General features: G+C 58.6%; 28 protein-coding genes. 11 read left to right on the top strand and 17 right to left on the bottom strand.

Annotated features, from left to right (window positions below; all coding sequences use genetic code 11):
• From J2887_RS05310 to J2887_RS05290, 5 genes are all read right to left on the bottom strand, one after another.
• Positions 1 to 351 (bottom strand): DUF1294 domain-containing protein, encoded by a 351-nt coding sequence (locus J2887_RS05310; protein ID WP_227174689.1) that lies wholly within the window; start codon positions 349 to 351, stop codon positions 1 to 3.
• Positions 344 to 1,348: an alpha/beta hydrolase family protein gene (locus J2887_RS05305; protein WP_227174687.1), complete on the bottom strand. Its 1,005-nt coding sequence runs from the start codon at positions 1,346 to 1,348 to the stop codon at positions 344 to 346. Before J2887_RS05305 ends, J2887_RS05310 begins: the two co-directional genes overlap by 8 nt.
• Positions 1,349 to 1,504: 156 nt before the next feature.
• Positions 1,505 to 1,954, bottom strand: coding sequence for a cyanase (cynS, locus tag J2887_RS05300; protein ID WP_227174685.1), 450 nt, complete (start codon positions 1,952 to 1,954; stop codon positions 1,505 to 1,507).
• A gap of 30 nt (positions 1,955 to 1,984) precedes the next feature.
• Positions 1,985 to 3,754, bottom strand: a complete 1,770-nt coding sequence (locus tag J2887_RS05295; protein ID WP_227176053.1) for a bifunctional protein-serine/threonine kinase/phosphatase — start codon at positions 3,752 to 3,754, stop codon at positions 1,985 to 1,987.
• Between the two features lie 5 nt (positions 3,755 to 3,759).
• Positions 3,760 to 4,596 (bottom strand): formate/nitrite transporter family protein, encoded by an 837-nt coding sequence (locus tag J2887_RS05290; protein WP_227174683.1) that lies wholly within the window; start codon positions 4,594 to 4,596, stop codon positions 3,760 to 3,762.
• Positions 4,597 to 5,034: 438 nt separating this feature from the next.
• Here J2887_RS05290 and J2887_RS05285 point away from each other — a divergent pair, with 438 nt between their 5' ends.
• Complete coding sequence (locus J2887_RS05285; protein WP_227174681.1) at positions 5,035 to 6,216, top strand: AAA family ATPase; 1,182 nt, start codon at positions 5,035 to 5,037, stop codon at positions 6,214 to 6,216.
• A 65-nt stretch (positions 6,217 to 6,281) separates the two neighbouring features.
• Here J2887_RS05285 and J2887_RS05280 read toward each other — a convergent pair whose 3' ends face one another.
• The 4 genes from J2887_RS05280 to J2887_RS05265 form a co-directional block, all read right to left on the bottom strand.
• Positions 6,282 to 6,671 carry a DUF2750 domain-containing protein gene (locus J2887_RS05280; protein WP_227174679.1) on the bottom strand — a complete coding sequence of 130 codons (390 nt, stop codon included), beginning with the start codon at positions 6,669 to 6,671 and terminating at the stop codon, positions 6,282 to 6,284.
• A gap of 60 nt (positions 6,672 to 6,731) precedes the next feature.
• Positions 6,732 to 7,466 (bottom strand): spermidine synthase, encoded by a 735-nt coding sequence (locus J2887_RS05275; protein ID WP_227174677.1) that lies wholly within the window; start codon positions 7,464 to 7,466, stop codon positions 6,732 to 6,734.
• A gap of 62 nt (positions 7,467 to 7,528) precedes the next feature.
• Positions 7,529 to 8,302, bottom strand: coding sequence for a crotonase/enoyl-CoA hydratase family protein (locus J2887_RS05270; RefSeq protein ID WP_227174675.1), 774 nt, complete (start codon positions 8,300 to 8,302; stop codon positions 7,529 to 7,531).
• Positions 8,303 to 8,505: 203 nt separating this feature from the next.
• Positions 8,506 to 8,904, bottom strand: a complete 399-nt coding sequence (locus tag J2887_RS05265) for a hypothetical protein (RefSeq protein ID WP_227174674.1) — start codon at positions 8,902 to 8,904, stop codon at positions 8,506 to 8,508.
• Positions 8,905 to 9,246: 342 nt separating this feature from the next.
• On the opposite strand from J2887_RS05265, the gene J2887_RS05260 reads away from it, so the two are divergent.
• Positions 9,247 to 9,618, top strand: coding sequence for a VOC family protein (locus tag J2887_RS05260; protein WP_227174672.1), 372 nt, complete (start codon positions 9,247 to 9,249; stop codon positions 9,616 to 9,618).
• Between the two features lie 72 nt (positions 9,619 to 9,690).
• Here the strand turns inward: J2887_RS05260 and J2887_RS05255 are convergent, their stop codons facing one another.
• Positions 9,691 to 10,155, bottom strand: a complete 465-nt coding sequence (locus J2887_RS05255) for a DUF4442 domain-containing protein (protein ID WP_227174670.1) — start codon at positions 10,153 to 10,155, stop codon at positions 9,691 to 9,693.
• An 84-nt stretch (positions 10,156 to 10,239) separates the two neighbouring features.
• Between J2887_RS05255 and J2887_RS05250 the strand changes: the two genes are divergently transcribed.
• Positions 10,240 to 11,172 carry a LysR substrate-binding domain-containing protein gene (locus J2887_RS05250; protein ID WP_227174668.1) on the top strand — a complete coding sequence of 311 codons (933 nt, stop codon included), beginning with the start codon at positions 10,240 to 10,242 and terminating at the stop codon, positions 11,170 to 11,172.
• A gap of 86 nt (positions 11,173 to 11,258) precedes the next feature.
• Positions 11,259 to 11,738, top strand: a complete 480-nt coding sequence (locus tag J2887_RS05245; protein ID WP_228752865.1) for an MOSC domain-containing protein — start codon at positions 11,259 to 11,261, stop codon at positions 11,736 to 11,738.
• Positions 11,739 to 11,746: 8 nt separating this feature from the next.
• Here J2887_RS05245 and J2887_RS05240 read toward each other — a convergent pair whose 3' ends face one another.
• Positions 11,747 to 12,481, bottom strand: a complete 735-nt coding sequence (locus J2887_RS05240) for a ZIP family metal transporter (protein ID WP_227174664.1) — start codon at positions 12,479 to 12,481, stop codon at positions 11,747 to 11,749.
• Between the two features lie 76 nt (positions 12,482 to 12,557).
• Between J2887_RS05240 and tenA the strand changes: the two genes are divergently transcribed.
• Positions 12,558 to 13,226, top strand: a complete 669-nt coding sequence (tenA, locus tag J2887_RS05235; RefSeq protein ID WP_227174662.1) for a thiaminase II — start codon at positions 12,558 to 12,560, stop codon at positions 13,224 to 13,226.
• A 31-nt stretch (positions 13,227 to 13,257) separates the two neighbouring features.
• On the opposite strand, the gene J2887_RS05230 is transcribed toward tenA, so the two are convergent.
• Positions 13,258 to 13,689 (bottom strand): DUF3010 family protein, encoded by a 432-nt coding sequence (locus J2887_RS05230; RefSeq protein ID WP_227174660.1) that lies wholly within the window; start codon positions 13,687 to 13,689, stop codon positions 13,258 to 13,260.
• 132 nt (positions 13,690 to 13,821) lie between these two features.
• On the opposite strand from J2887_RS05230, the gene J2887_RS05225 reads away from it, so the two are divergent.
• The 3 genes from J2887_RS05225 (at position 13,822) to J2887_RS05215 (ending at position 16,901) form a co-directional block, all read left to right on the top strand.
• Positions 13,822 to 14,781 (top strand): DUF6635 family protein, encoded by a 960-nt coding sequence (locus J2887_RS05225; protein WP_227174659.1) that lies wholly within the window; start codon positions 13,822 to 13,824, stop codon positions 14,779 to 14,781.
• A 76-nt stretch (positions 14,782 to 14,857) separates the two neighbouring features.
• Entirely contained in the window at positions 14,858 to 15,946 is a 1,089-nt protein-coding gene (locus J2887_RS05220; protein ID WP_227172575.1) for an IS630 family transposase, read from the top strand.
• 286 nt (positions 15,947 to 16,232) lie between these two features.
• Positions 16,233 to 16,901: a glutathione S-transferase family protein gene (locus J2887_RS05215; protein ID WP_227174649.1), complete on the top strand. Its 669-nt coding sequence runs from the start codon at positions 16,233 to 16,235 to the stop codon at positions 16,899 to 16,901.
• A 140-nt stretch (positions 16,902 to 17,041) separates the two neighbouring features.
• Here J2887_RS05215 and J2887_RS05210 read toward each other — a convergent pair whose 3' ends face one another.
• The 5 genes from J2887_RS05210 to J2887_RS05190 all read right to left on the bottom strand — a co-directional run bounded on the left by J2887_RS05210 (position 17,042) and on the right by J2887_RS05190 (position 22,599).
• Entirely contained in the window at positions 17,042 to 18,346 is a 1,305-nt protein-coding gene (locus tag J2887_RS05210) for a TRAP transporter large permease (RefSeq protein WP_227174647.1), read from the bottom strand.
• A complete protein-coding gene (locus J2887_RS05205) occupies positions 18,336 to 18,830 on the bottom strand; it encodes a TRAP transporter small permease (protein ID WP_227174645.1) in 495 nt (164 codons plus the stop codon). Before J2887_RS05205 ends, J2887_RS05210 begins: the two co-directional genes overlap by 11 nt.
• A 60-nt stretch (positions 18,831 to 18,890) precedes the next feature.
• Positions 18,891 to 19,904: a DctP family TRAP transporter solute-binding subunit gene (locus tag J2887_RS05200; protein WP_227174643.1), complete on the bottom strand. Its 1,014-nt coding sequence runs from the start codon at positions 19,902 to 19,904 to the stop codon at positions 18,891 to 18,893.
• A gap of 249 nt (positions 19,905 to 20,153) precedes the next feature.
• Positions 20,154 to 21,800 carry a Na/Pi cotransporter family protein gene (locus J2887_RS05195; RefSeq protein WP_227174641.1) on the bottom strand — a complete coding sequence of 549 codons (1,647 nt, stop codon included), beginning with the start codon at positions 21,798 to 21,800 and terminating at the stop codon, positions 20,154 to 20,156.
• A gap of 61 nt (positions 21,801 to 21,861) precedes the next feature.
• Entirely contained in the window at positions 21,862 to 22,599 is a 738-nt protein-coding gene (locus tag J2887_RS05190; RefSeq protein ID WP_227174640.1) for a substrate-binding periplasmic protein, read from the bottom strand.
• Between the two features lie 180 nt (positions 22,600 to 22,779).
• Between J2887_RS05190 and J2887_RS05185 the strand changes: the two genes are divergently transcribed.
• The 3 genes from J2887_RS05185 to J2887_RS05175 all read left to right on the top strand — a co-directional run bounded on the left by J2887_RS05185 (position 22,780) and on the right by J2887_RS05175 (position 23,747).
• Complete coding sequence (locus tag J2887_RS05185) at positions 22,780 to 22,965, top strand: hypothetical protein (RefSeq protein ID WP_227174638.1); 186 nt, start codon at positions 22,780 to 22,782, stop codon at positions 22,963 to 22,965.
• Positions 22,966 to 23,015: 50 nt separating this feature from the next.
• The gene (locus tag J2887_RS05180; protein ID WP_227174636.1) at positions 23,016 to 23,306 is read left to right on the top strand and encodes a hypothetical protein; all 291 of its coding nucleotides are present in this window, start codon (positions 23,016 to 23,018) and stop codon (positions 23,304 to 23,306) included.
• A gap of 264 nt (positions 23,307 to 23,570) precedes the next feature.
• Entirely contained in the window at positions 23,571 to 23,747 is a 177-nt protein-coding gene (locus tag J2887_RS05175; protein ID WP_227174634.1) for a DUF1328 domain-containing protein, read from the top strand.
• Positions 23,748 to 23,798: the final 51 nt, after the last annotated feature.

Here is a 23,798-nt window from a genome sequence, read left to right as displayed (position 1 = left end):
TTATGGCTCCAAATACCCGATCAGTGGCCGGAACCAGTCCCGCCTGAGCATCCACAGCAGCCAGATCAGGCCACACAGGTTGATCAGCGCCATCAACCAGAACACCAACAGAAACTTCAGTTTGCGGGTTTTGTGCCGAAACAGCTGTTGGCCCAGCCAGCCACCCGGCCACCCGCCAATCAGCGCCAGCAGTTGCAGCCGTTTTTCAGGCACCCGCTGGCGGCCAAGACGGGCTGCCCGTTTGTCCCAGCCATAAAGCCCGAGCAACAGCAGACTTAGCCCAACATAAGCCAAGGCCACCCATCCGAGTGTCCAGGCTTCGGGAATGGCAATCACACGTCCATCAACCACCCGTCAACGTTTCCCCTAGCCAGGCACGGATATCTGCCACCACGCTATCGAGCTTGCTGTTACCCTGGGTATCCAGAAAGCGGTGATCCAACGCCGGATACACCCGATAATCGACGTTCGTACGGCCCGATTGACGCACCGCCGCCACCAGTTCATCGACTTCTGCCGGCGCTACCGAGCGGTCCTGACCGCCCTGCAGCAGCAACACTGGCGAGTTCACACCCCGCAGGATGTTCAGTTGGTCCAGAGAGAGCATCTGCTGCCACCAATCGAAACCGTGGCCACTCACATTCAGCTCGACCGGTTCGCTGTTCCGCACAAAGGCTGCGAATCCCCGGAACTCCTGCAGGCTGCCCTCGGCGGCCTCCGCACTGTCATGCTCCGCAGCGATGCTGTGCAGTACGTCATCCAGGAAAAAGCGACCACCACCATTGAAGGCAACCGTGGCGCTGAGAAAGTGCACGCGGGCGGACAACAGATTGGCGATCACCGCACCTTCACTGCCGCCCAACACCACGTAATGACGATAGTTGCCCTGCTGGCGAACCGTCTCCAACACCAACTGCAGATCGTCCAGTCGCTGGCCGGGACTGTCATGCTGGATGTAATCAGCCGGGCAATCCGCGCGTTCCGGCTCCGCGCTGTAGGCCAGGCTGTGGTCGATGCCATACTTCTCGACCAGCAGCAGGTCTGCCTGAGGCCAGACATTCCGGTAGTCGGTGAGGATCGACTCGTTGTTCAGTACGCTGTTGCAGTCCGAGCCCTGCAGGACCAGCAACAGTACCTCGCTGGGCGCCTGAGAGGCCTTCTCCAGCAGGTAGTAGGTAACATGGGAGCCATCAGACCTTGGTACCACCCTGGCTTCGACAGACTCAGCCCCAGGCGCCGCGTAGGCAGCCGGGCCAAACAGCACACCAATCAGAAGCAGCAGAACCGCAACGGCACCACTCGCCCTACGACGCAACACTCCGGGCTCCTGCCCTGTGCTTAACAGCATTCTTCCCTTCCTCTTGCAGACTCTGAACGCCAGCTCGCCCAACTTGTTGCGGGGAGCACTTGTGGCATCAGCCGGCATTACTGCATGGGGAATGCGGTTTGTCCAGTGTCGCAGAGGCAAGGGAGCCTCTGATCAACTCCGGATCACCTCTGGCCGTCAGAAGTTTTTGTAGGGCAAGAACTTCCCGGACAGCACGACGTTGACCCGATCCCCTTTTGGGTCCTCTTCACGCTGGACATCAAAAGAAAAGTCGATAGCGCTCATAATGCCATCGCCAAACTCTTCATGTATCAGTTCCTTGATCGTTGTGCCGAAAACACTGACAACCTCATACCAACGGTAGATCAGCGGATCCGTCGGGATACCCGATGGCAATGAGCCCTTGTAGGGCGGAATCTGCAGCCAGGCGACGGCCTCATCCGACAGCTCAAATATCCGTCCGACAGTTTCGGCCTGGGCCTTGTTGAAACTCATCTGCCCCAGACACGCTGCGGTGGTCCACTCTTTGGACATGCCGATTTCAGCGGCCACGTCTTTCCACTTGAGCCCCTTGGCCACCTTGGTGGCAACGATCCGTTGTGTAACGTCTTCCCGGTTATGAATCATGATCGGTTCCTCTTCCTTTCAGTTCGATTTTCACTGGTTGAGCAACAGCACCACCACAATGGCAAGCACCGCAGCCACGCCCTGCCAGAACCGCACCGGATGGCGTTCAATCAGTGGCGGTCGGGTCTTGTTGAGGTAGGCGCTGTTGGGTGATCGCAGGTCATGGATAAATTCGGACAGTTCCTGATAGCGTCGATCCGGGTTGGGATGAACGGCTCTTCTGAGGGTTTCGTCGACCCATACCGGGATGGCACGCTCATCATCCAGTACCGAGCGATAGCCCAACCGGCGTTGGTCAGCGGCGGTCCGGGTTCTGGCCACCTGGTTGCCGTAGGGAAAGCGGCCACTCAACAGGTGATAGGCCAGCACACCCAATGAGTAGAGATCGGAACGGGTCGTGCCCACCTCGCCCAGAAAGTATTCCGGCGCCATGTACAGGGCGGTGCCTGGCCGGTCGCTGCGACTGGTCATCACAGAGGCTTCCGCGATACCGGCGACACGGGCCGAGCCGAAATCCAGGATTTTCACCGTGCCACGGATGTCGATCATCAGGTTCTCGGGACGGATATCCTGATGCAGTATTTCCATCCGGTGCAGGGTATAGAGCCCTTTGGCAACCTGTTCCAGAAGGTTGCGAACCGTCTCCAGTTCCGGCTTCGGGTGGTCTTTCAGCCACTGGGCCAGTGTCTGGCCCTCGACATACTCTGAGACGGTGTAGAGGTAATTGCGCTCCCGACTGCGGGGGGCGGCTTTAACAACATGGCCGCCGTTGACCCGACGGGCGATCCACTCTTCCATCAGCAGACGTTCCAGATAGCCGTCCTCATCCCGCAGATCCGTCGAAGGCAGCTTCAGCACCAACTGGCACCCGGAGACTTCATCCACCGCAAGATAAACATGGCTGCGACTGCTGGCGTGCAGCGCCCGCACAACGGTATAGCCATCCAGCGATTGCCCTGGTTCCAGCAGAGGCGGCAAAGGCAGACGATCGATCTCCTGCTGCAGAGGCAGGGCCGGGTGCTTCGGGAACGCGTCAACCCGGATGATCTGGATGCTGAGGTTGTCGTCACTGCCGCGCGCCAGGGCATCCCGGACCAGACACCGGGCAGCGTTGTCGAGATCCGCCTGCTGGCTTTGAATGCACGCAACCAGTTCCCCGGTCGGAATATGCTCATACACACCGTCGGTCGCCAGAATGAACGTATCACCCTCCTTCAGCGGCAGAGCCTGGTAATCGATCTCGACCAGTGCTTCGGCCCCCAGTGCCCGGCTCAGGCAGCTGCGGCCATGATCCATCCACAGGCGGTGGTCGTGGGTGAGCTGTTCCAGGCCGGCCTCCCGCAGGCGATAAATCCGGGTATCCCCGACATGGACCAGGTGGGCGGTTGCGGCCTTCAACACCAACGCACTGAGGGTACAGACATACCCTTTGTGCCGTTCATAGCGGTACGGCCCTCTGCGATTCTGGCCATACAGCCAGGCATTGGTCGCGGCCAGCACTTTCTCCGCCGCGCTCCTGACACTCCAGGCTTCGGAGGTACAGAAATAGTCGTCCAGAAAGCTGGTGACCGCCGTCTCACTGGCAATCTGGCTGACGTCGCTGGAACTGACGCCATCAGCCATCGCAAACGCCAGGCCCTTGAGACTGAGCCTGGGCTCCGGAGGCAACCGGTAGCCAGCAAAGTCCTGATTGCAGGGCTTCTGGCCCCGGTCGGAGTACTGCCCCACAGAGACCCTGAGCCCAGGGGCCGAGAGCCCCTCACGGGGCCCGGCCACCTGCATCCCGGAGTCTGTTGCCATCGACATCAGGCGGCCGCGCGATCAATCGGCGCTACGGCGGCCTTACGTTTGGCGGTGCGGACGTGGGTGGTGTAGAGCGTCAGGCCGGTGAACGCCAGGCCGCCCACCAGGTTACCCAGCGCAGTGGGAATTTCGTTCCAGATCATATAATCCATGACGGAGAACTCACCGCCCATGATCATCGCCGATGGGAACAGGAACATGTTCACCACCGAGTGCTCAAAGCCCATGAAGAAGAACAGCATGATCGGCATCCACATGGCGATCACCTTGCCAGCGACGTTGGTTGAGATCATCGCGCCAACCACCCCCATGGACACCATCCAGTTACACAGCATGCCCCGGATGAAAATGGTGGCCCAACCTGCCGCCCCATACTCGGCGTAGCCCAGGGTCCGATCCTCCCCCACACTGGCGATCTTGGCACCGACCGCACCCGGCTCGGTGTTGAAGCCATAGGTGAACACAAAGGCCATCATGAAGGCGACCGTCAATGCACCCGCAAAGTTGCCGACGAACACCAGCCCCCAGTTTCTCAGAATGGCGCCGGGGGTAACGCCGGGGCGTCGGTCCAGCAGCGCCAGGGGTGTCAGCATGAACACTCCGGTCAGCAGATCAAAGCCCATCAGGTAAAGCATGCAGAACCCGACCGGAAACAGTATCGCCCCAATCAGGAACACCCCGGTCTGGACGGCCACGGTAACCGCGAATACTGCCGCCAGGGCCAGGATCGCGCCGGCCATGTAGGCGCGGATCAGGGTGTCGCGGGTGGACATGTGAATCTTGGATTCACCGGCATCCACCATTTTGGTGACGAACTCGGAGGGAGCTAAGTAGGACATCCGTCTTTTCCTCTTTCTGAACTGGGATCTCTCAACACGCACGAACCGGCTGAAAAACCCTTCTAACGGGTTCAGGGCACAAAAAAACGGCGCCTCCCCCACCCTGGAAACCAGGACAGAGAAGGCGCCGTTGCCTTGTGATGTTTCACCATAAAGCTTGAAAGCAGCTTTATGTCTTGTACTCTTCAGGTCTTCAGCAATAGTTATGCCGCCTTCCAGAAAAAAGAAATAAAGCCAACAAATACATGACGTTATACATAGATTACCGGCAGGGCCGTTTGGCTTAGGCGGCGCTAAAGTGGGGAGGTCATCGCTGCGGATGAGCGATAGCAGTGCGTGGCCGATGATACTACGGCGTCAGGCACTGTCGTCGATTGCCAAGGCATCTATGGTTACACTGCCCATTCCCCTGACCGCTGACTCAACGACCCTGTGCACATGATCAACGCCTTCTCCGTATCGAACTATCGTAGCCTGAAAGAGGTTGTCTCACCGCTTGCCAACCTCAACGTCGTCACCGGGCCCAATGGTTGTGGCAAGTCCAATCTCTATAAATCCCTGCGATTGCTGGCGGAGGCTGCAAAGGGCAACCTGATCTCATCCATTGCCCGGGAGGGCGGTCTCGATTACACCTTCTGGGCCGGGCCAGAGACGTTGACGTCGGATATGAGAAGCGGTCAGGCCCCCGTCCAGGGGACCGCAAAAAAGAAGCAAGCCCGTCTCAGACTTGGATTCGCCGGTGAAGAGTTTGGTTATGCAATCTCGCTGGGCATGCCCTCGCCCCAGGGGTTTGCCGGCTATCAAGAACCGTCGATGTTCCAGTTCGATCCGGAAATCAAGCGCGAGTGCATCTGGGTAGGTGACGTCTGCCGGCCCAGCAGTTGCCTTATCGACCGGGTGGGACCGGTCGTAAAGGTGCGCTCCGGTCGTTCGTGGGAAGTCTACAACGCCCATATCAGCAGTCACGACAGCATACTGAATGAGATCAGCGACCCAGTGGCTGTACCCGAGGTCTACGCCGTGCGCCAAACCATCCGTAGCTGGCGTTTCTATGACCAGTTCCGTACCGATCCCCAGTCCATCATCCGTACCCCTCAAATCGGCACACGCACACCGGTATTGGACCACGATGGCCACAGTCTGGTAGCCGCGCTCCGGACCATCCACGAAGTTGGCGACCGGGAGGCCCTGTACGACGCGATCGAAGACGCCTTCCCGGGCGCCACCATTGGCTTTGAGGCCGATGCCGGCAACCGCTTTGTATTGCAGTTTCTTCAGCACGGCCTGCTGCGACCACTGAATCAGGCGGAGCTGTCGGACGGCACTCTGCGTTACCTGTTGCTGGTGGCCGCTCTGCTGACCCCCCGGCCACCGTCCCTGCTGGTGCTGAATGAGCCGGAAACCAGTCTGCATCCTGACCTGCTCCCGGCGCTGGGGCGACTGATCATCCGCGCGGCCCGGGAAACCCAGGTCTGGGTGGTGTCACACGCACCGCGGCTGGTGGCGACCCTGGAAGCAAGCAACGACTGCAACTCCATCGCCCTTAATAAAGACCTCGGGGAAACCGTCATCGTGGATCAGGGCCTGCTGGATGCACCACCGTGGCATTGGGCCGATTGAGTCCCATCACCAGCAACGCCCTGAAACCCTGTCTTCAGGATCGCCGGCGGACGCTCAGAGACGGCTCAAAACCCGGTGTTCGACAACACTTCCTGAAGATCGTCTTTCAGATCCTGTGGTCCGGTGATCCACAGTTCGCTGTCGGCACCGGGGAAGACACCAACCTCAAGGCCGTCCTTGCTGAGTCCCGGCACCCATTTCCGGAAGAAGTCCGGTAGCGAAATGGCTTTGGGAGACAGATTGTCTGAGCCTTTGGCGTAGTCGCTGGCAAACGCCTCAGCCGGCCAGACCGGCAGGTAGGCCACACCGTCCTCCTCCGCCACAATCTTCAGGAATTGGTGGTCGTCGTTGACCAGAATCCAGATCTCGCGTTCCTCGACGACCTGATCCAGAAAAAAGTCGTATCGCTCCTCGCCATCCATCGCCAGGATCTGTTCCAACGGGTTGTTACTCATGGTGGGTCTGCTTTGCTGCTGAGTGTGGTGGGAGTCTAACGCAAAGGCCTTCCTGAGGCTTTAGTGCGCCGAACCCGCGGTCTTTCGTGCCAGATAAACGGTGTTGTACGCCTCCCGGTTCTGGAACGGGTTGTAGAACGCAATCTCCTGCGCCTCCACGTCGGTGAACAGCGCTCGGAGAATGCCCATAAACGCCTCATCCGGCGGTTCGTTGGACCACAGACCAAAAATACCACCCGCTCGTAAATGGCTGGCCATCTTCTGCAGGCTGTCGTGGGTATAGAAACTGGCGTTGGAATCGTTCAGCAGCGCCCGGGGGGAGTGATCAATGTCCAACAGGATGGCATCCAACTGGCTGCCAGGATGGTCGGGGTCAAAACCCGCCTCGGAGACTGCGAGATCGAAGAAACTACCATGCACATAGCGGCAACGCTCATCCCGGTTGAGTTCGGCCCCCAACGGTACCTTCTCCTGTTGGTGCCAGTGGATCACGGTGTCCAGCGCCTCCACCACCAGCAGCTCGCCAACCCGATCATTGTGTAAGGCTTCCACAGCGGTATACCCCAGCCCCAGGCCGCCGACAACAACCTTCCACTGATCGCCATCGAGGGCCGCCAGGCCAAGGTTGGACAGCTCCTTCTCGGCTTCAACAAACAGACTGGACATCAGAAACTCATCCCCGAGCTTCACCTCATAGATGTCCCGATCTCCCAGGGCCGGAATGCGACGTCGGCGCAGGGAAATGTCACCCAGTCGGGAGGGCTGACAGTCGATTTCCTCAAACAGGAGGCCCATGGAAAATCCTTGTGCGGTTGAATGAACCTCCATGGTACCGGATCAGCGCTGACAGGTCAGGATTAGGCCCCGTGACGGCCCTCCCCCTTTGCAAATCGCTCAGCACCCTTGATCGCTTCCTCAAACACCACCGGGTAGCCACCACGTCCTTCCTGACGCAGTGCATCTTCAAGTGCCAGATCCCACTGCCGGTAAGCGGATGCGCGGTCCGCACTCAGGCACTGCTGAGGAAAACCGGCAATCTGTTCAGCAAGGGCTTCCGCCGCCTGCCTTGCCTGCCCTTCGGGAACTACCCGATTGGCCAGCCCCATCTGCAGAGCCTCATCAGCGTGCACCGGTCGCCCAGTGAGAATCATATCCAGGGCGCGAGACTGCCCAATGAGCCTCGGCAGCCGGACGGTGCCGCCATCGATCAACGGCACGCCCCAGCGACGACAGAACACACCGAAAACGGCCGTCTCCTCCACCACACGCAGATCACACATCAGGGACAACTCCAGGCCGCCGGCCACCGCGTAGCCGGAAACCGCCGCAATCACCGGCTTACTAAGCGTCATACGGGTTGGCCCCAGAGGCCCTGCTCCGCGCCCTTCGGCGTCCACCTCATTACGGGTTTCCGGGTCTGACATGGCGGTCAGGTCTGCCCCCGAACAGAAGGTGCCGTTTGCCCCCCACAGCACCGCGACCAGCAACTGGTCATCCGCCTCAAACTGCTCGAAGGCGGCGCGTAAGGCATTGGCCGTAGGCCGATCAATGGCGTTCCGCTTGGCGGGGCGATCCAGAATGATGGTACAGACGGGGCCCTGGATTTCGGACCTTACCGGGGAGGAAGGCATGTGGAGTCTCCTGATTTTATTACTGTTGTGGAGACACTCTAGCAACAACTGAAAGAGAGCAGCTACTGGACAGTGTGACGACGACCATTAAAGACAACAGCAGAATCCGGCGAAGCTGTCCGGGTCTCTTTGATTCAGAGCATCTGGAACAGGTAAATGCCTGCGATAATCTTAGGGGCGAGTTTTGAATCCCCGTCGAGTGCTTACTTACCAGCACACTCTACAACGGCATACCCAGAATCGCCTTCGTGCTCGGGCAATGTCGACACCGATTCGAAGCCGAGCTTCTGGGCATCGGGAAGATTCTCTGAGTGGATAGTATGGACGTGAATGCCGCCATCCACACCCCCACACTCAGAGGGGAACATCACGCCGGTGAGCCGGGCGCACTGCGATTCAATGACATCAATGCCCTTATTGATCATACGCTGGGCAGAGTCCTCGGCGGGAAGGCCGTCGCTTTCACACTGGACGGCACCATCATCAATGTAGACAAGCTCATAACTATCTCCTTGAACGAGTTCATTGTTGTTCTGGGAATCACTGCTCCCACCACAACCGGAAAGAATCAAGAAGAGCAGACACACACCTGAATATCGCATCGCAACCTCCGTTTTGGGATGCTTTGAAACAAGTAAACGCTCTCTGGTTATTCCAAGAGTACCGAAGATAATTCTCCCGGAACCCTGCCAAGCCATCGTAGCAGAGCCATGTAGAAATTACCGGAGCCGGATGCTGCCATGGATCACACCAGCCCCCTACTTCAGACATCCATACCTTCCAGATCGTGACACTTATCACCCCACAACTGTCAGTTCCCACCCTCGAGACCGGAGCGGGATGAAGCTACGCTGAATTCGAAGTGGCTACTCCGGAGAGAGTGGCAGTAACGTTAGCCGCTTCACCAACAGCCGCCAGAGGCTCAACAAAAACGGAGAGATAACATGATCGGATACGTAACCATTGGCGTCAGCGATATGGAAAAAGCCAAGGCTTTCTATTCAGACCTGCTGGGCGACCTGGACGCCAGAGTGTTGCTGGACATGGGCCGCATTGCCTTTATCGGTCAGAGTATGTCCGCACCGATGCTGGCCGTATGCACTCCCTACGACAACGAACAGAACCATCCCGGCAATGGCAATATGGTGGCCCTGCAGCCTGGCTCCAAAGAGGCGGTGGACAACCTGTACCAGAAGGCCATCAACCTGGGAGCCAACTGCGAGGGCGAGCCCGGCCAGCGCCTGCCGGACAAGTTCTACGGCGCCTATGTTCGTGATCCGGACGGCAACAAGCTGGCGTTCTTCCACTTCGGGTAACCATCGGAATCACCACGCGTCAAAAGGCCGGGCGAGATTTTCAAGCCCTGAAGTGACTCACCCGGCCGTTCGTCAATGCTCGATTCTGGCGGGTTTGCGCTTCACGTACAGCGTTTTCTTGACTTTGGCTACCAGGTCCCCGACCTCATCCCGGATCTCAACCTGAAACTCAGGCAGGTATTTCTCCCCCCCTGCGGTTTTCTGCCTGATGGTCTCCAGGTCCTCATCTGAAATCCTGATCACCGAAGTCACTTTCGTCCGACAAGCCTTTACGAATTCAATATCCGCGGCCTTGTCCCAAACCAGATACCCCTTTCCCAGAAGCGGCATCAGCATAAGCATTAGATGGGGATCAACCATTGAATAGAGGCTCCCACCGAAGTGGGTATTCACGGAATTGCGGTTGAACCAACGTAACGCCATGGATACGTGCAGTTCTCGCCAGTCGTCGCCGACATGCTCAATGCGAACTCCTGCACCAAGATAAGGGGGGTAGATATTCAGCAGACGTTTGAGTGATTTGGGGGTCGATATCATGGCTTTCTCACTTTGGGTTGTTTAATGATTCCTTAAGCCCAAAGAAAAGATATTCTGTACATAAGCCTCGCCACAAGCGACTTATTGTTCACCACAAAACAGAAAATCTTTTCTATAAGGCAGACGGAAGTGCACTACCGACAATCACCGCCCATTCAGTACATCGCCGCCTTCGAGGCTGCAGCCCGACACCTGAGCTTCAAGAAAGCCGCCGAAGAGCTGTGTGTGACGGCACCAGCGGTGGGGCAAAAGGTAAGAGCGTTTGAATCCTGGCTGGAGACGCCGCTGTTCCATCGCAACGCCAGGCAGTTGACGCTGACACCGGAGGGGCAGCATTTTTTTTCGGTGGCACAGGATGTTATGCGGGCCCATATTCAGGGCTATGCGGACTACCTGCGCAAGTTCCGGCGGACGGCTTTGCATTTAAGCGCGCCAGTGTTTGTGGCTCAGGAAGTTCTCATGCCTAACTATCTTCAGTTTGCCGAGTACTTGCCCGGAACGGAGCTTCGTCTGGAAGCCCGCATGTCCCTGGTCGACTTCAACACAGACTCCATGGATGCAGCCATCCGGTTCGGCGACGGCAACTGGCCGGGACTGGAGTGCCGCAAGCTCTGCGGTGCGATGGTCACGCCAGTGTGCAGCCCGGGTTACGCAGATCGCCACGCCTTCACAACCCCCAAGGAACTGTACCGTCACCGGATCATTGAGGCCGCCCCCTACATGATTGGATGGGGGCAGCACTTTTGGCAGGATGAGGAACAACAGCCTGTTGAAAGCATCACCTACGACTCTTACATAGCGGCCCTGAAAGCGGCGACGGAAGGTCTTGGGGTAGCCCTGGCAATACTTCCGACGGCAAATCTGTGGATCAACAACGGACGGTTGATAATGCCGTTCTCACAACAGGTCGAAATCGATAAGGGGTACTGGTTGGTCTACCCTAAAACCGACAGCCGCAAACCAGAGCAGGATGCATTGTACCGGTGGCTCCAGACGATCTTTGCCGGACTCCAGTGATTGCTTTTTGCTCCGACAATACCGTCAAGCGACCCGAACACCCCGATGAGAACACCGTGCCCGAATCCAGCCGCCTACACACATTGATGGCGACCTTGCCGCAACAGGGCAGGGTCGAGTGGATTGGCGTCCGCCCTGCCCGCGGTCTGGCCATGACCGCACTCACACGGGTAACCATCAGCCCGGGCTTGGGTCTGGAGGGTGATCGATTCCGGGGCCATACAGCCAGTAAACGCCAGGTCACCCTGATCCAGCAGGAACACCTGGCGGTGATTGCCGCCTGCCTTCAAAGCGGGCCACTGGAACCGGCGCTCTTCCGACGCAACCTTGTGGTCTCCGGCCTCAACCTTCTGGCCCTGAAAGGCAAACAGTTTCGCATTGGTGATGCGCTGCTGGAATACACCGGCCTGTGTCACCCCTGCAGCAAGATGGAGACCATCCTTGGACCTGGCGGCTACAACGCCATGCGTGGACATGGTGGCATCACAGCGCGCGTGCTTGAGTCTAGGAATCTGGCGCTGGGCGATTGGGTACAGTCAGTAGATTGGGTACAGTCAGGAGACTGAACGAACCGTTACCCGGACAACACAGCCTCACCAATCACCCCAAGCAGAAAACCGGCCAATGCACCCAGCGGGGGCGCCCAATGGCGCTTGAGGCTGGCCTGAGGCGCGATATCCTGAAAAATGATGTAGAGGATACCGCCGGCGGCGAACAGCATGATGCCGGACACCACTTCCGGCAAGTCTGACAACAGGAAGTAGCCAGCAGCACCTGCAACCGGACCCAGTAACGCCATCGCGCCAAACCCACCGATCACCTGAAGCCGACGATAACCAGTGGCCTGCGCCAGCTCCCGATAGGAATTAAAGCCTTCCGGCACGTTCTGCAGCGCAATGATACAGGCCAGCAGCACACCGCCCTCACTGCTGATGGAGAACGTTGCCCCCAGCGCCAAAGCCTCAGGCACGAAATCGGAAAGCATTGCCACAAGCTGGCTTGCGGGGGTGCCGTTGGCAGCCAGCCAGCGATCCAGAAGCATGAACGTGATACCGCCAGCCGCAAAGCAAGCAACAATTGCGGCAACCGGCAGATTACTCGTGCCTTCAGGCACCAGCACCAGCGCAACCGCGGCCAGCAACGCGCCACCGCCGAACGCGATCACACTGTGACGAACTTCGGTTTCCAGCCAGCGGGGACGAATCCGCTCTACCGAGGCGATGGCAGCGCCAAGAGGCATCGCCAGCCCGGCCATAAGCGTCAATAAAAGAATCTGCAACAGACCATTGGTTTCGAGTGCCTGAATCATACCCACACGTACCTTCTCTCCCGAATCGTCTCCAATTATTGCTACGATGCTAACGCAATGCGATCAAGGAGACCCCATGTCCTACCAGTTTGAAGACCTCAAGAAGAGCTGCCCCACCGAGTGGCGTGACTACATCGAACACAGCTTTGTGCAACAGCTCGGGGATGCGACGCTGGCCACCGAAGCGTTCCAGCATTACCTCAAACAGGACTACCTGTTCCTGATCCAGTTCGCCCGGGCCTTCGCACTGGCCGCCTACAAGAGCCCGACGCTGGCTGACCTCAAACAGGCCAAAGAAGGCCTGGAAGCGATTGTGGACACCGAACTCGACCTGCACATCAGCTATTGCGACGAGTGGGGAATATCAGAGGCTGAGTTGGCTGAGCTGCCAGAAGCCCGTGCCACGCTGGCTTACACCCGCTACGTGCTCGACACCGGCAACCGCGGCGATCTGCTGGATCTGCATGTGGCCCTGTCGCCGTGCATGGTTGGCTATGGCGAGATCGCCAACTGGCTGAACAGCCGAAGCACCACCATCAGAGGCGACCGCAACCCTTACGACGCCTGGATGGCGATGTATGAAAGCGACGATTTCCAGGAGGCCATGCAGGCCGAAGTTGAGTGGCTGAACGAACGCCTGGCGGAAGTCTCCCCGGCCCGGTTCGAACAACTGACCCGCATCTTCCGCGACGCGACCCGACTGGAAATCGACTTCTGGAACATGGGGCTGAACCTGAGCGAGTAGTCGGCGTTCGCCCTAGTGTCCCGTGCGGTTGCTAGTTCGCCACATGCCCCACGTAAGCGGCGGTAAATGCGGTTTCCTGAAACGCCTTCAAGCCGGTCTCCGCAAAGGGGACCGGCAGTGGTTTGGCCGACAACGTCGATTTGATTAACGCCGAAGGCAGCAGGCGGACCTCAAACTCCACTCCGTCAATCAGCTGAATGGCCGCTTCCATCTTGAAACTGACCGCACCGCCGGCAAACTTGCCCTTGGGCATCCGCTCCTTGATTACCACACGGCTCACCCCTTTTTCAGTCATCAGCTCCGCAAACGAACGCTGAAACTGCATCAGGTCTTCCCGTGTGTGGTTCTTGGGCAACGACAGTTTGCGCACCTTGCAATCAGGCAGACTGAACTGCCCCCGGTCCAGGTGCAGGAAACACAGCACCGCGTCACTGCCCGTAAGTTCAACACCACAAATCATCATTTCACTACCCTTTGTTGCTGGCTTGCTGCTTGCAAGACTTCCAGTGGAATTGGCCGGAAACCCGGTAACCTTGTTTCCAGCCTAATCGTGTATTCTGCTCCAACGCCCCTATCGTCCTATGCACCAGAAACCATGACCACCGCAGCCGCCGAGCATACAATCTCCGAAGCCGAAATAGCACAGGCCATCCGTACGGGCACTGAGCGCTACTTTGCCGACTGTCGAGCGCGGGTACCGGCGTTCATTGATCACCACTTCCATTACCCGGGAGCCGTCGCCACCAACCGGATGGCGTGGGGCTGGGACATGTTGCGGGCGCCGCTCAACCTGTTGTGGGCGCCCGTGTACGCCATCGCCAGTCTGGTGAAACTCCTGACCCGCCAGCGTGCCAGTCTGCGATGGCTGCATACGATGGCCGGCCAGGTGCCGGCAGGGTTTACCACCCGGGTCCAAACGCACGTCTCGATGCTGATCCAGCAGGAGCTGCTTGCTCTGGGCGAGCCAGGTCAAAGACTGGAAGACTACCTGATCGATGCTCTTGAAGCCGTCTACACACGCCATAGCCACGAGCCCGTCGATCACCAACAATTCTGCCGCTTGATGGCGCCGCTGATCACCGACGCCCTTCACCAATACCGGGTGACCCGGACGGCGTCGGCGGACATCACCAACAGCCTTTCCTGTACTGTGCTGGGTGCCTTTGCGTTCCAGAAGTTTACCCCTGGTGGTATCGGTCTCGGGGTGGTGGTCGCCGCCATGGTCGCAAAATTCCTGGCGGCCAGAGATTTTTTTCTCGGAGAAACAATCGGCCACTGGTACTACAGCGTATTCCCTCCGGAGCCGTCACTGGCCACAACCGCTGCCGTGATGGTCGCCGTGATGACCGCGCTGGCAGCGTTTGCCGCCCTGTCCGGCGTGATCTCTGATCCGGTACAGGCGGCGATCGGTTTACACCGGCGGCGCCTGCTCAAGTTGCTGGACCACCTAGAGCGCGACCTGGCGCTCAGCACCCAAAGCAGTTTTCGCCCCAAAGACCAGTACCTGGCGAGAATTCTGGACACCTTTGACATGATCAAATCGGGTTTGATCTAGTGCCCCTTAACAAAAGTTCGTCGAATTTTTGCGGTTAAAGTTTATAATTGCAGAAAGCATTGAGGGAGCTACTGCAATGGGACGACCGGTCACCCCTTTGATTATTACAGACGAAGAACGCGATGAGCTCAATTCGTGGGTTCGTCGCCGGCAGATGCCTGCGGCTGAGCAACAACGAGCACGAATGATCCTGTTGAGCACCGAGGGTTTTCCCGGGCGAGTGATCGGAGAGCGAGTAGGCGTGACGGCCGAAACGGTCAGCAAGTGGCGCAAGCGGTTTGAGCAGTTCCGGGTGGCCGGGCTGACCGATGCCCCCAGGAGTGGTCGGCCCCGCAGTATTGATGACGATAAGGTCACGGAGGTCATCAACAAAACGCTACAGTCCAAGCCCAAGGAGGCGACCCATTGGTCGACAACCTTGATGGCCAAGGAAACGGGCCTCAATGCCATGGCGATCAGTCGAATCTGGCGGGCATTTGGTCTGAAGCCTCACCGCCTGGAGACGTTTAAGCTCTCAACCGACCCGCACTTCGTCGCCAAGGTCCACGACATTGTTGGGTTGTATATGAATCCGCCTGACCGGGCTCTGGTGCTGTGCGTGGATGAGAAAAGCCAGATACAGGCGCTGAACCGGACCCAACCGGCGCTCCCCCTGTCGTTTGGCTATTCAGAGACTCGGACGCACGATTACGTTCGTCACGGCACCACCACCCTGTTTGCCGCCTTGGATGTAGCCACCGGTGAGGTTATCGGACGTCTTCATAGGCGACACCGTGCCAAAGAGTTTCTGGCCTTTTTGAATGAGATCGACCGGGAGGTTCCAGAGAATCTGGATATTCACTTGGTCATGGACAACTACGGGACTCATAAGACCGAAAAGGTGCGAGCCTGGTTTGCTGCCAGACCCAGATACCACGTTCATTTCACGCCAACCTCGGCGTCGTGGGTCAACTTAGTGGAACGATTCTTTGCCCTGATCTCGGAGCGGTGGATCAAGCGCAACTCGCATCGCAGTACTCGCGAGTTGGAAGCGTCAATTAAAGACTATCTTGCGACCTACAACGACAATCCCAAGCCGTTTGTCTGGCGTAAAACAGCCGATCAAATCATTGCGTCAATCGCTCGGCTATCCGACAAAATCAATAATAAGACGAACTTTTGTTAAGGGACACTAGTGTCCCGTCTGGTTAATTCGTTAACTGACTGCTTGTCTCTGAGAGTTCTGACCAAGGCGCCGCTGTGCCGATGTGGTGGTTCCACATCAAACAGTGGCAACACAGGCTCAGAGCCCTCAGAGGCAAGCCCTTCGGGAACCACTGACAACCCGAATAGCGTCGTTGTACTGTCTCGATTTGGAACCACCAAACCGTCACCAGCACGCCTAGCTCTTCGGGTTGTCAGTGGCTCAGTAAGTCAACGAATTAACCAGACGGGACACTAAGGAGCCTTACATGATTACCGTTCACCACCTCAACAATTCCCGCTCACAGCGCATTCTCTGGATGCTGGAAGAGCTGGGCGTGCCGTACGAGATAAAGCGCTACCAGCGTGATCCCAAGACCATGCTGGCGCCCGACAGCCTCAAGAAGATTCATCCGCTGGGGAAATCGCCGGTGATCACCGATGGCGACCTGGTGGTAGCCGAGTCCGGCGCCATCATCGAATACCTGGCCCATACCTATGGAAAGGACACCCTGCTGCCACAAGCCGGCGGCCAACAATGGCTGGATTACACCTACTGGCTGCATTACGCCGAAGGTTCCCTGATGCCTCCACTGGTGAGGCGCCTGGTGTTTGAAAAGGTGAAAACCAGTCCGATGCCGTTCTTTATCAAGCCTGTGGCCAAGGGTATTTCAGACAAGACCAACGCCATCTTTATTGGCCCAATGATCAAGACCCACCTGGACTTTGTGGAGGCCCACCTCGCGAAGAACACCTGGTTTCTGGGTGACAACCTCAGCGCGGCTGACATCCAGATGAGCTTTCCACTGGAAGCGTCGGTGGCCCGGGGTATCGTCGGTCAGCATCGCCCCCATATCATCGCCTGGGTCGAACAGGTACACGCGCGCCCCGCCTACCAGCGAGCACTGGAACAGGGCGGTGAGTACGACTTCGCCTGATCCGGTCGGCCGCAGCATCCCAATGTCCCGCTCGGTCCATTCGATGACCCGGACCCGCTGCGTCGTTCTGGGGTTCCTGGCCAAAGCGCCACCTCAAGCGCTGACAACACCGGCCAAGAGTCCCAAAACGGCGCCGCTGGTTACCACGGTCCGACCACGTACCCCAGTTGCTCTGGCAACCACAACGCAATGCCGGGCATCAGCATGACCAGCGCCAGGCTGACGGCCATGGCGGCAATAAACACCAACGCCCAGCCAATGGTGTGCTCCAGGCGGATGTTGGCGATCCGCGTCGTCACCATCAGGTTAACCGCAACCGGTGGTGTGAACTGGCCAATGGCAATGTTCATGGCCAGCAGGATACCAAACCAGATCGGGTTCCAACCGAAGTGGTTCATCAACGGCAGCACGATCGGGATCAGGATCAGGTAGATCGAAATGGCATCCAGCAGCATGCCAGCCAGTAGCACCAGCACCATCACCAGCCCAAGCAGCACCCAGCCGTTCTCAGACAGTGACAGCAACCCATCGGCCAGATGCTCGAAGGTACCCAGGGTGGTTCCCGCCCAGGCGAAGATACCGGCCAGTGCGATGATGAACATCACCACCCCAGAGGTGACGGCGGCCTCTGTCATCAGGTTCCAGAGGTCCTTGAGGCCCAGGTTGCGATACAGCAGACAACCCACAAGCACGCCGTAAGTGACCGCAACCACCGCCGCCTCGGTGGGTGTGAACAGCCCCGAACGCAGGCCACCCAGGATAATCACCGGCGCAAACAGCGCGGGCAGTGCCGCCTTGAAGCTGGGCCACAGCGGTGGGCGTTCGACCGTATCCGGGTCTTCCCAGCGATACTTTCTGGCAAAGTACAGTGCCGGTGCCAACAGCGACACACCCGCCAGGATGCCGGGGAACAACCCCGCCGCAAACAGCGCACGCAGATCCACACCGGGCACCACAATGGAATACAGAATCAGGGCAATGGACGGTGGAATCAGAATCGCCGTGGACGATGACGCCGCTATCAGCGATGCGGAGAACGGCTGGGGATAGCCGGCCTTACGCATGCTTGGCAGCATCACCATCGCCACCGCCGCCGCATCGGCAGGGCCAGAACCGCTCATCCCCCCCATAATCAGACAGACCAGCACGGCCACCACCGTCAGACCGCCGTGTCGGGGACCAATAATGGCCTGGGCAAAGCGGACCAGGCTGGCCGCCACCCCCGCCCGCTCGAAGATCAGGCCGGTGAGAATAAACAGCGGAATCGCAATCAGCGGATACTTCGCCACGCTGTTGTAGGTATTGGTACCGAACGTCCCCAACATCGCTGGCGGCAGCCCGGCGATAATACCGACCACGCCGCCAACGCCCAACGCCACAGCCACCGGCACGCCCAACAGCAATGCCAGCAGGAAGCTGCCAATCATCAACAGATCAGGACTCATGAACCACCTCCGGCGCTTCCCGACCCCGCAGACGATCAATTAGGCTCTGGGTCATCCGGATCATGATGGCCACCGACAACAGCGGCAGCCAGACCACATAGATCCAGTTGGGCAGGCCCAGCCCAGGCGACAGCGACTCCCACTGGTATTCCTGCAGGGCGAAGGTGCTGCCGTACCAGGTCATGATCCCCAGGACCACCAGGCCGGCGAGCCATTGCAGCACGTAGACCACTTTACGTGCCCACAATGGCAGGTAGTGCTCAATCAGCTCGATGCGGATGTGCTGATTGTGACGCGCGGCAACCGCCGCACCCGCAAAGGTCAGCACAACCAGACAGAACACCGAGAACTCTTCGGTAAAGGCAAACGACGCATCCGTTGCGTAGCGAACGATCACATTGCCCAGGCTGATTCCACAGATTGCGACCAGGGCAAGGGTGGCCAGCCAGGCATCAGGACGGAACTTGGGGGGACGGGACGACATGGAGACTCCGGGTCAGGAAGAACGCCCGCCAGTAGCGGCGGGCGCAGGGGCCGCGCGGTATTACGGGTTGCGATTGCTGACCGCGTCCTGGGCCTGCCGGACCAGATCTTCACCGATACGCGGCGTCCACTTCTCATACACCGAGTGGGTAGCCTCAATAAAAGCGTCCCGCTGCTGAGGCGTCAGTTCCGTCACGTTCACGCCCCGTTCCTTGATGGTGGCCAGAATGCCATCAACCTCGCTGCGGGACTTTTCGATCTCCCACTGGCCGGCATCAATGGCCGCCTGTTTCAGCAGTGCCTGATCTTCCGGACTGAACTGGTCCCAGACCCGATTGCTGATCGCAAACACCAGTGGGTCCGCCATGTAGTGCCATCGGGTCAGGTGGGTCTGGCCAACCTGGTCGATGCGCGCCACATCGAATACCGACAGCGGATTCTCCTGACCATCCACGGCGCCGGTGGTCAACGCCGGTTTGGCATCGGCCCAGCTCATCTGGGTCGGGTTGGCGCCCAGGGCAGAAAAGGTGTCCTGAAACAGCGGCGAGCCGACCACCCGAATTTTCAGACCGTCCAGGTCCGCCGGCTCATCAATCGCCAGGCTGGAATTGGAGAGCTCGCGGAAACCGTTCTCACCCCAGGCCAATGGCGTCACCCCCCGTTTTTTGATCGCGGCAAAGATCGCCTCGCCGGCTTCCCCCTGGGTGATGGCATCAATGGCCGCGTAATCCGGCATCAGGAATGGCAGTGAAAACAGGTTCAGTTCGGGCACCTGCGGCGACCAGTTGATGGTGGACCCGACCGCCATATCAATCAGCCCGGAACGCATGGCGGAAAACTCCTTGGTCTGGTCACCAGAGACCAATTGGGAGTTGCTGTAGATCTTCATGTTGATGCGCCCTTCCGAGCGCTCATTCACCAACTCCACCCATTTATCAGCAGCCTGGCCCCAGGGAAAGGCAGACGGCAGAACCGTCGAAACGGTGTACTCGTCCTTGTATTGGGCGTGGGATGCGGCGCTGAACAGGAACATACCCGTCGCAATGGCAGTCAGAAATGCATGACGTCTCGACATAGTGTTTTTCCTTCTTATTGGAGTGGTGCGGACCAGCGGGAGGCAAACTGCCAATGGGCCGACAGGCGATTATAGGAATGGAGTTATGGGGAGGCAATAGAGGCCGAATCTGCTGAATTCTCAATCATGAGAACACCGCATGGCTCCGCTAGCCATTCATTTCCCGGTGAAAACTCGCCAAAACAGCGGACAGCTCTGCAAAGACAAGTGCCTCGTTTGGCTTGTGTCCCGCCTGGTAGATTCATTGATCTACTGTGTCGTTCTGGGGTTCCCAACCAGGGCGCCAGAGGGCAGGTGTGGTGACTCCGTCACTGTTTCCTCATCACGAAGCTGCTTTTGCAATTGCCGACCGGCTTTTGCCAGTTGGCTGTTCAACCGCCCCAAAGCCCGCAGCTGATCCAGCAATGCATTGGCCTGAACTGGCTGGAACTGCCCGGTCGCGGTAGCCTTGAGCACGTCCTTTCGGGCCCGCTCATACCGGTGATGAAGTTCGTGGAACTGATCGCTAAGCGTCGATGAATAGAGGTCGTCTTGTGGCTGCCAGGCTTTCAGTACGGTGATGGTTTCGCTGACCAGGGGGCGGGCCTGGGGACAATCCAACCCCTGATTCACCAGTTGGCTGGCCTCATAGGCGATCTCCCGCATACGCCGAACCAGGCGAAGCACAACAGGAAGCGCCGCGGACTCATCGGCGGATAACCCCGAGCGCTCCAGATGCGCCACCGAGGCATCAATCCGGTCACACAACAACATGACCGCCTGCTGGCGACCTTCAAACTGGCGCGCATCCACCGGAGGCTGCAAGGCGGCCAGAGCGAGCTCCCGATTCATCCCGAGCACCCTGCGCAACTCCAGGCGCATGGCATCCTGTGCCAACAGCGGTGTCGAACTGGTGGTCCGGTCGAGGTACTGAGGTCTGGACAGATCCTCGGCTGGCGTCACAAAGCGGCGCTCCAGTAACCCGGCAAGGCGCCCCGTGAAAGGCCACATCAACAGCACCCCGAGCACATTAAACAGGGTATGGAACAACGCCAGGATCACCGCTGGCACCGCCTCCAGGGCCAGCACAGCCCCGGCTTGCCGCACCAGCCACAGCAGCACCGGCAGAAGCATCAGGGCAACCACGCCGGTTGCCAGATTGAAGATCACATGCGCGGTTGCAACGCGCCTGGCGTTCGCCGTTGCACCAATGGCGGCAAACACCGCGGTGGAGGTGGTGCCAACGTTCGCGCCTATCACCATGGCTGCAGCGGCCGGCAGCCCGATCACGCCACCGGTGGCGGCGGTCAGGGTGATCGCAATGGCCGCGCTGGAGGACTGGGTCATCAAGGTCATGAAGGCACCAACACCCACAAACATCATCAGCCCCGGCAGCGATTCCGACGCCAGAGCGGCCAGTTCCACACCCTGGGCAAGCCCCTCGAAGGCCCCGCGCAACACATCGATACCGATGAAGAACAGACCAAAACCGGCCAAGGCGCCGCCAATTGCCGCGCGCCGACTGCCGGCACCGGTCAGGCGCAGGATCATACCGATACCGATCATCGGTAACGCGAAGGCTTCTACCTTGATCTTGAATCCCACCGCGGCCACCAACCAACCGGTCATGGTGGTGCCGATGTTGGCTCCGAACACCACCCCCAGGGCCTGATGCATGGTCAGCAGGTTGGCATTGACGAAACCGATGGTGGCCACAGTAACCGCACTGGAGGACTGTACGATGCCCGTGATCAGGGCCCCCGATGCAATGCCACGCAGCGGCGTTTTCGTCCAGCGTCCCAGCAAATCCCGCAAAGCATCGCCAGCTGTCATACGCAAACCGTCGGTGATCATTCCGACCGCAAGCAGAAACAGCCCCAGGCCACCGATCATAGCGCCGAGCATTTCCAATGCCATACGTTCTGATTCCTCTTGAGGGATGGCCTTCGGGCCATCAAGTTGCCCGCTATTCCGCGGTTCAGTTCTGATAGCCCCCCTGGCGGGACCGCTGCAGGTACTGGTCCATTCGCCCATCCTCCCGAAGCCGTCGCAGTCCCTCGTTGAATCGGGCGAGACGGTCTGCACTTTCCGGGACCTGCCGGGGAAACAGCAGGTGCATGGTGGTCAGCGGTTTCAGGGGATGGGGGTGGTGAGTCACCTGGTTGACCGTCTCTGCCGGAAACAGCTTGCGCAGCTCGGCGTACCCCGCCTCAATGTCCGATGGAAACAGGTCGATCCTGCCCGCCAGCAGTTTGTGCCAGTTCAGCTTGTCGGAGCTGACCCACTCGAGCCGGAAAAGCCCTTGCTCCCCGCCCGACACGAATGCCTCGCCATAGTTGTAACTGTTGGTACCACCAATCGTCAGCCCCCTCAGGTCGTCCAGTTGACGCCAGTCAAAGTGGGTGGTTTTCAGGTGGAAAAAAACGTAGCCGTACTCCCCAATGGCGTCGCTGTACAGATGCGCTTGCGCCCGGTCAGGCTGGTAGCTCCAGGGAAAGCTTGCCGCCACCTCTCCTACTTCAGACATCAGCATGGTCCGCGACCAGGGAAAGAACCGGAACTCCACGGTGTCGCCCACCGCTGCAAACGCCTCCCGCACAATGTGAGCCGTCACACCCTGATGTTTCAGATGCTCTGAGACATAAGGCGGCCACTCCCCGGTGGCGATCACCAGGTTTTCCGATTGAACCGGCAGGCAGAACAACAGGCAGGCCATAAAGCCGCCCAAACTCCGGCCGACGCGGGATTGCTGGCGAAAAAACACGATCCGGGACCTCCACGGTCAGGGGTTTATGCCCCTCAGTATAGATGTCGAGAAATCTGCGGCGGCAATATTGACGGATGGCCCCATCGAGTGCCTGAATAGAAAGACCATCACCTTGCGGAGGATAGACGCATGAAGTGGATCGTACTGGCCATCGTCATTGCCGTGGTTGCCTACTGGCTGAGCCAGGGACGTCGGCGAAACAGCATTGAGGACCCGGATGTGAAGACCGTGGAAGAGAAGGACTTCTACCTCACATCGGACGACAATGCCTCTGACAATGAGCCCACCTCAGGCAACCGCAACCCGCGCCACTGAGCGGCTTCTGTTTAAGGTGTTAATGACACCGGGGCCACAAGGAATCCTGCATGAAAGGAAGCAGCCACGGTGTCGCAACACTGCTGTTGCTGTCGGCCTGTTCGGCCATTGGCGCAGACACCCAAGGACAGGCCAACGCAAGGTTCGCCCACGAACTGCAACACTATGAACAGGTGATGGCGCAGCCACACACTTGGCATCAGCCGGAACGGCCGTGCCTGACACTGGCGGCAGTTGCCAAAGTGCAGGTAACGCCGGCGTGCCCTTTTCATAGTGAACCTGCAGGCCATAGCGGTCATCCAGCGCCGCTTCTCTTGCGGCCGTACTGCCCGACAGATTGAACCAAAGCGCCCTGGGACTGGTGCCCGAAAGCAGAAACCAGGCACAAAGCAGCATGGCCATTGCCAGGATTAGGTTTGCAGCACGCTTTAACGTCATGACACCAGAAACTCATCCAGGCACACGGAACCATATACGCGAATAAGAAATGGAACCGGAAGGTAATGAACGCCCCGTTACCATCCCGTCACAGATACAGCAAACCGTTGCACATAACTGGCCCTACTGCCACGGTTATACCGACACAGTTAACAGGAGGATAGGAAATGCTCTATTGGGCTATTGTCTGTTTGGTCATCGCTATTATTGCAGGCGTTCTCGGTTTTGGCGGCATTGCCGGCACCGCGGCCGGGTTTGCGAAGATTCTATTTTTTATTTTCCTGATCCTGATGGTTGTATCGGTTGTGGTCAATGTGCTCCGTGGCCGGGGGCCTAAACTTTAGAAGGATTTGGCGGCGAGGCATATTGGCAAACCCAAACAACCGGCGTATGCT

Source organism: Marinobacter sp. CA1, assembly GCF_020546665.1.
Classification (GTDB): domain Bacteria; phylum Pseudomonadota; class Gammaproteobacteria; order Pseudomonadales; family Oleiphilaceae; genus Marinobacter; species Marinobacter xestospongiae.
This window is presented reverse-complemented; position numbering and strand designations above follow the sequence as displayed.

Bases quoted from the DNA above. Each gene is read 5' to 3' on its own strand.
- J2887_RS05305 (WP_227174687.1), bottom strand. From the start codon at position 1,348: ATGCTGTTAAGCACAGGGCAGGAGCCCGGAGTGTTGCGTCGTAGGGCG.
- cynS (WP_227174685.1), bottom strand. From the start codon at position 1,954: ATGATTCATAACCGGGAAGACGTTACACAACGGATCGTTGCCACCAAG.
- J2887_RS05295 (WP_227176053.1), bottom strand. From the start codon at position 3,754: ATGGCAACAGACTCCGGGATGCAGGTGGCCGGGCCCCGTGAGGGGCTC.
- J2887_RS05290 (WP_227174683.1), bottom strand. From the start codon at position 4,596: ATGTCCTACTTAGCTCCCTCCGAGTTCGTCACCAAAATGGTGGATGCC.
- J2887_RS05285 (WP_227174681.1), top strand. From the start codon at position 5,035: ATGATCAACGCCTTCTCCGTATCGAACTATCGTAGCCTGAAAGAGGTT.
- J2887_RS05280 (WP_227174679.1), bottom strand. From the start codon at position 6,671: ATGAGTAACAACCCGTTGGAACAGATCCTGGCGATGGATGGCGAGGAG.
- J2887_RS05275 (WP_227174677.1), bottom strand. From the start codon at position 7,466: ATGGGCCTCCTGTTTGAGGAAATCGACTGTCAGCCCTCCCGACTGGGT.
- J2887_RS05270 (WP_227174675.1), bottom strand. From the start codon at position 8,302: ATGCCTTCCTCCCCGGTAAGGTCCGAAATCCAGGGCCCCGTCTGTACC.
- J2887_RS05265 (WP_227174674.1), bottom strand. From the start codon at position 8,904: ATGCGATATTCAGGTGTGTGTCTGCTCTTCTTGATTCTTTCCGGTTGT.
- J2887_RS05260 (WP_227174672.1), top strand. From the start codon at position 9,247: ATGATCGGATACGTAACCATTGGCGTCAGCGATATGGAAAAAGCCAAG.
- J2887_RS05255 (WP_227174670.1), bottom strand. From the start codon at position 10,155: ATGATATCGACCCCCAAATCACTCAAACGTCTGCTGAATATCTACCCC.
- J2887_RS05245 (WP_228752865.1), top strand. From the start codon at position 11,259: ATGGCGACCTTGCCGCAACAGGGCAGGGTCGAGTGGATTGGCGTCCGC.
- J2887_RS05240 (WP_227174664.1), bottom strand. From the start codon at position 12,481: ATGATTCAGGCACTCGAAACCAATGGTCTGTTGCAGATTCTTTTATTG.
- tenA (WP_227174662.1), top strand. From the start codon at position 12,558: ATGTCCTACCAGTTTGAAGACCTCAAGAAGAGCTGCCCCACCGAGTGG.
- J2887_RS05230 (WP_227174660.1), bottom strand. From the start codon at position 13,689: ATGATGATTTGTGGTGTTGAACTTACGGGCAGTGACGCGGTGCTGTGT.
- J2887_RS05225 (WP_227174659.1), top strand. From the start codon at position 13,822: ATGACCACCGCAGCCGCCGAGCATACAATCTCCGAAGCCGAAATAGCA.
- J2887_RS05220 (WP_227172575.1), top strand. From the start codon at position 14,858: ATGGGACGACCGGTCACCCCTTTGATTATTACAGACGAAGAACGCGAT.
- J2887_RS05215 (WP_227174649.1), top strand. From the start codon at position 16,233: ATGATTACCGTTCACCACCTCAACAATTCCCGCTCACAGCGCATTCTC.
- J2887_RS05210 (WP_227174647.1), bottom strand. From the start codon at position 18,346: ATGAGTCCTGATCTGTTGATGATTGGCAGCTTCCTGCTGGCATTGCTG.
- J2887_RS05205 (WP_227174645.1), bottom strand. From the start codon at position 18,830: ATGTCGTCCCGTCCCCCCAAGTTCCGTCCTGATGCCTGGCTGGCCACC.
- J2887_RS05200 (WP_227174643.1), bottom strand. From the start codon at position 19,904: ATGTCGAGACGTCATGCATTTCTGACTGCCATTGCGACGGGTATGTTC.
- J2887_RS05195 (WP_227174641.1), bottom strand. From the start codon at position 21,800: ATGGCATTGGAAATGCTCGGCGCTATGATCGGTGGCCTGGGGCTGTTT.
- J2887_RS05190 (WP_227174640.1), bottom strand. From the start codon at position 22,599: ATGGCCTGCCTGTTGTTCTGCCTGCCGGTTCAATCGGAAAACCTGGTG.
- J2887_RS05185 (WP_227174638.1), top strand. From the start codon at position 22,780: ATGAAGTGGATCGTACTGGCCATCGTCATTGCCGTGGTTGCCTACTGG.
- J2887_RS05180 (WP_227174636.1), top strand. From the start codon at position 23,016: ATGAAAGGAAGCAGCCACGGTGTCGCAACACTGCTGTTGCTGTCGGCC.
- J2887_RS05175 (WP_227174634.1), top strand. From the start codon at position 23,571: ATGCTCTATTGGGCTATTGTCTGTTTGGTCATCGCTATTATTGCAGGC.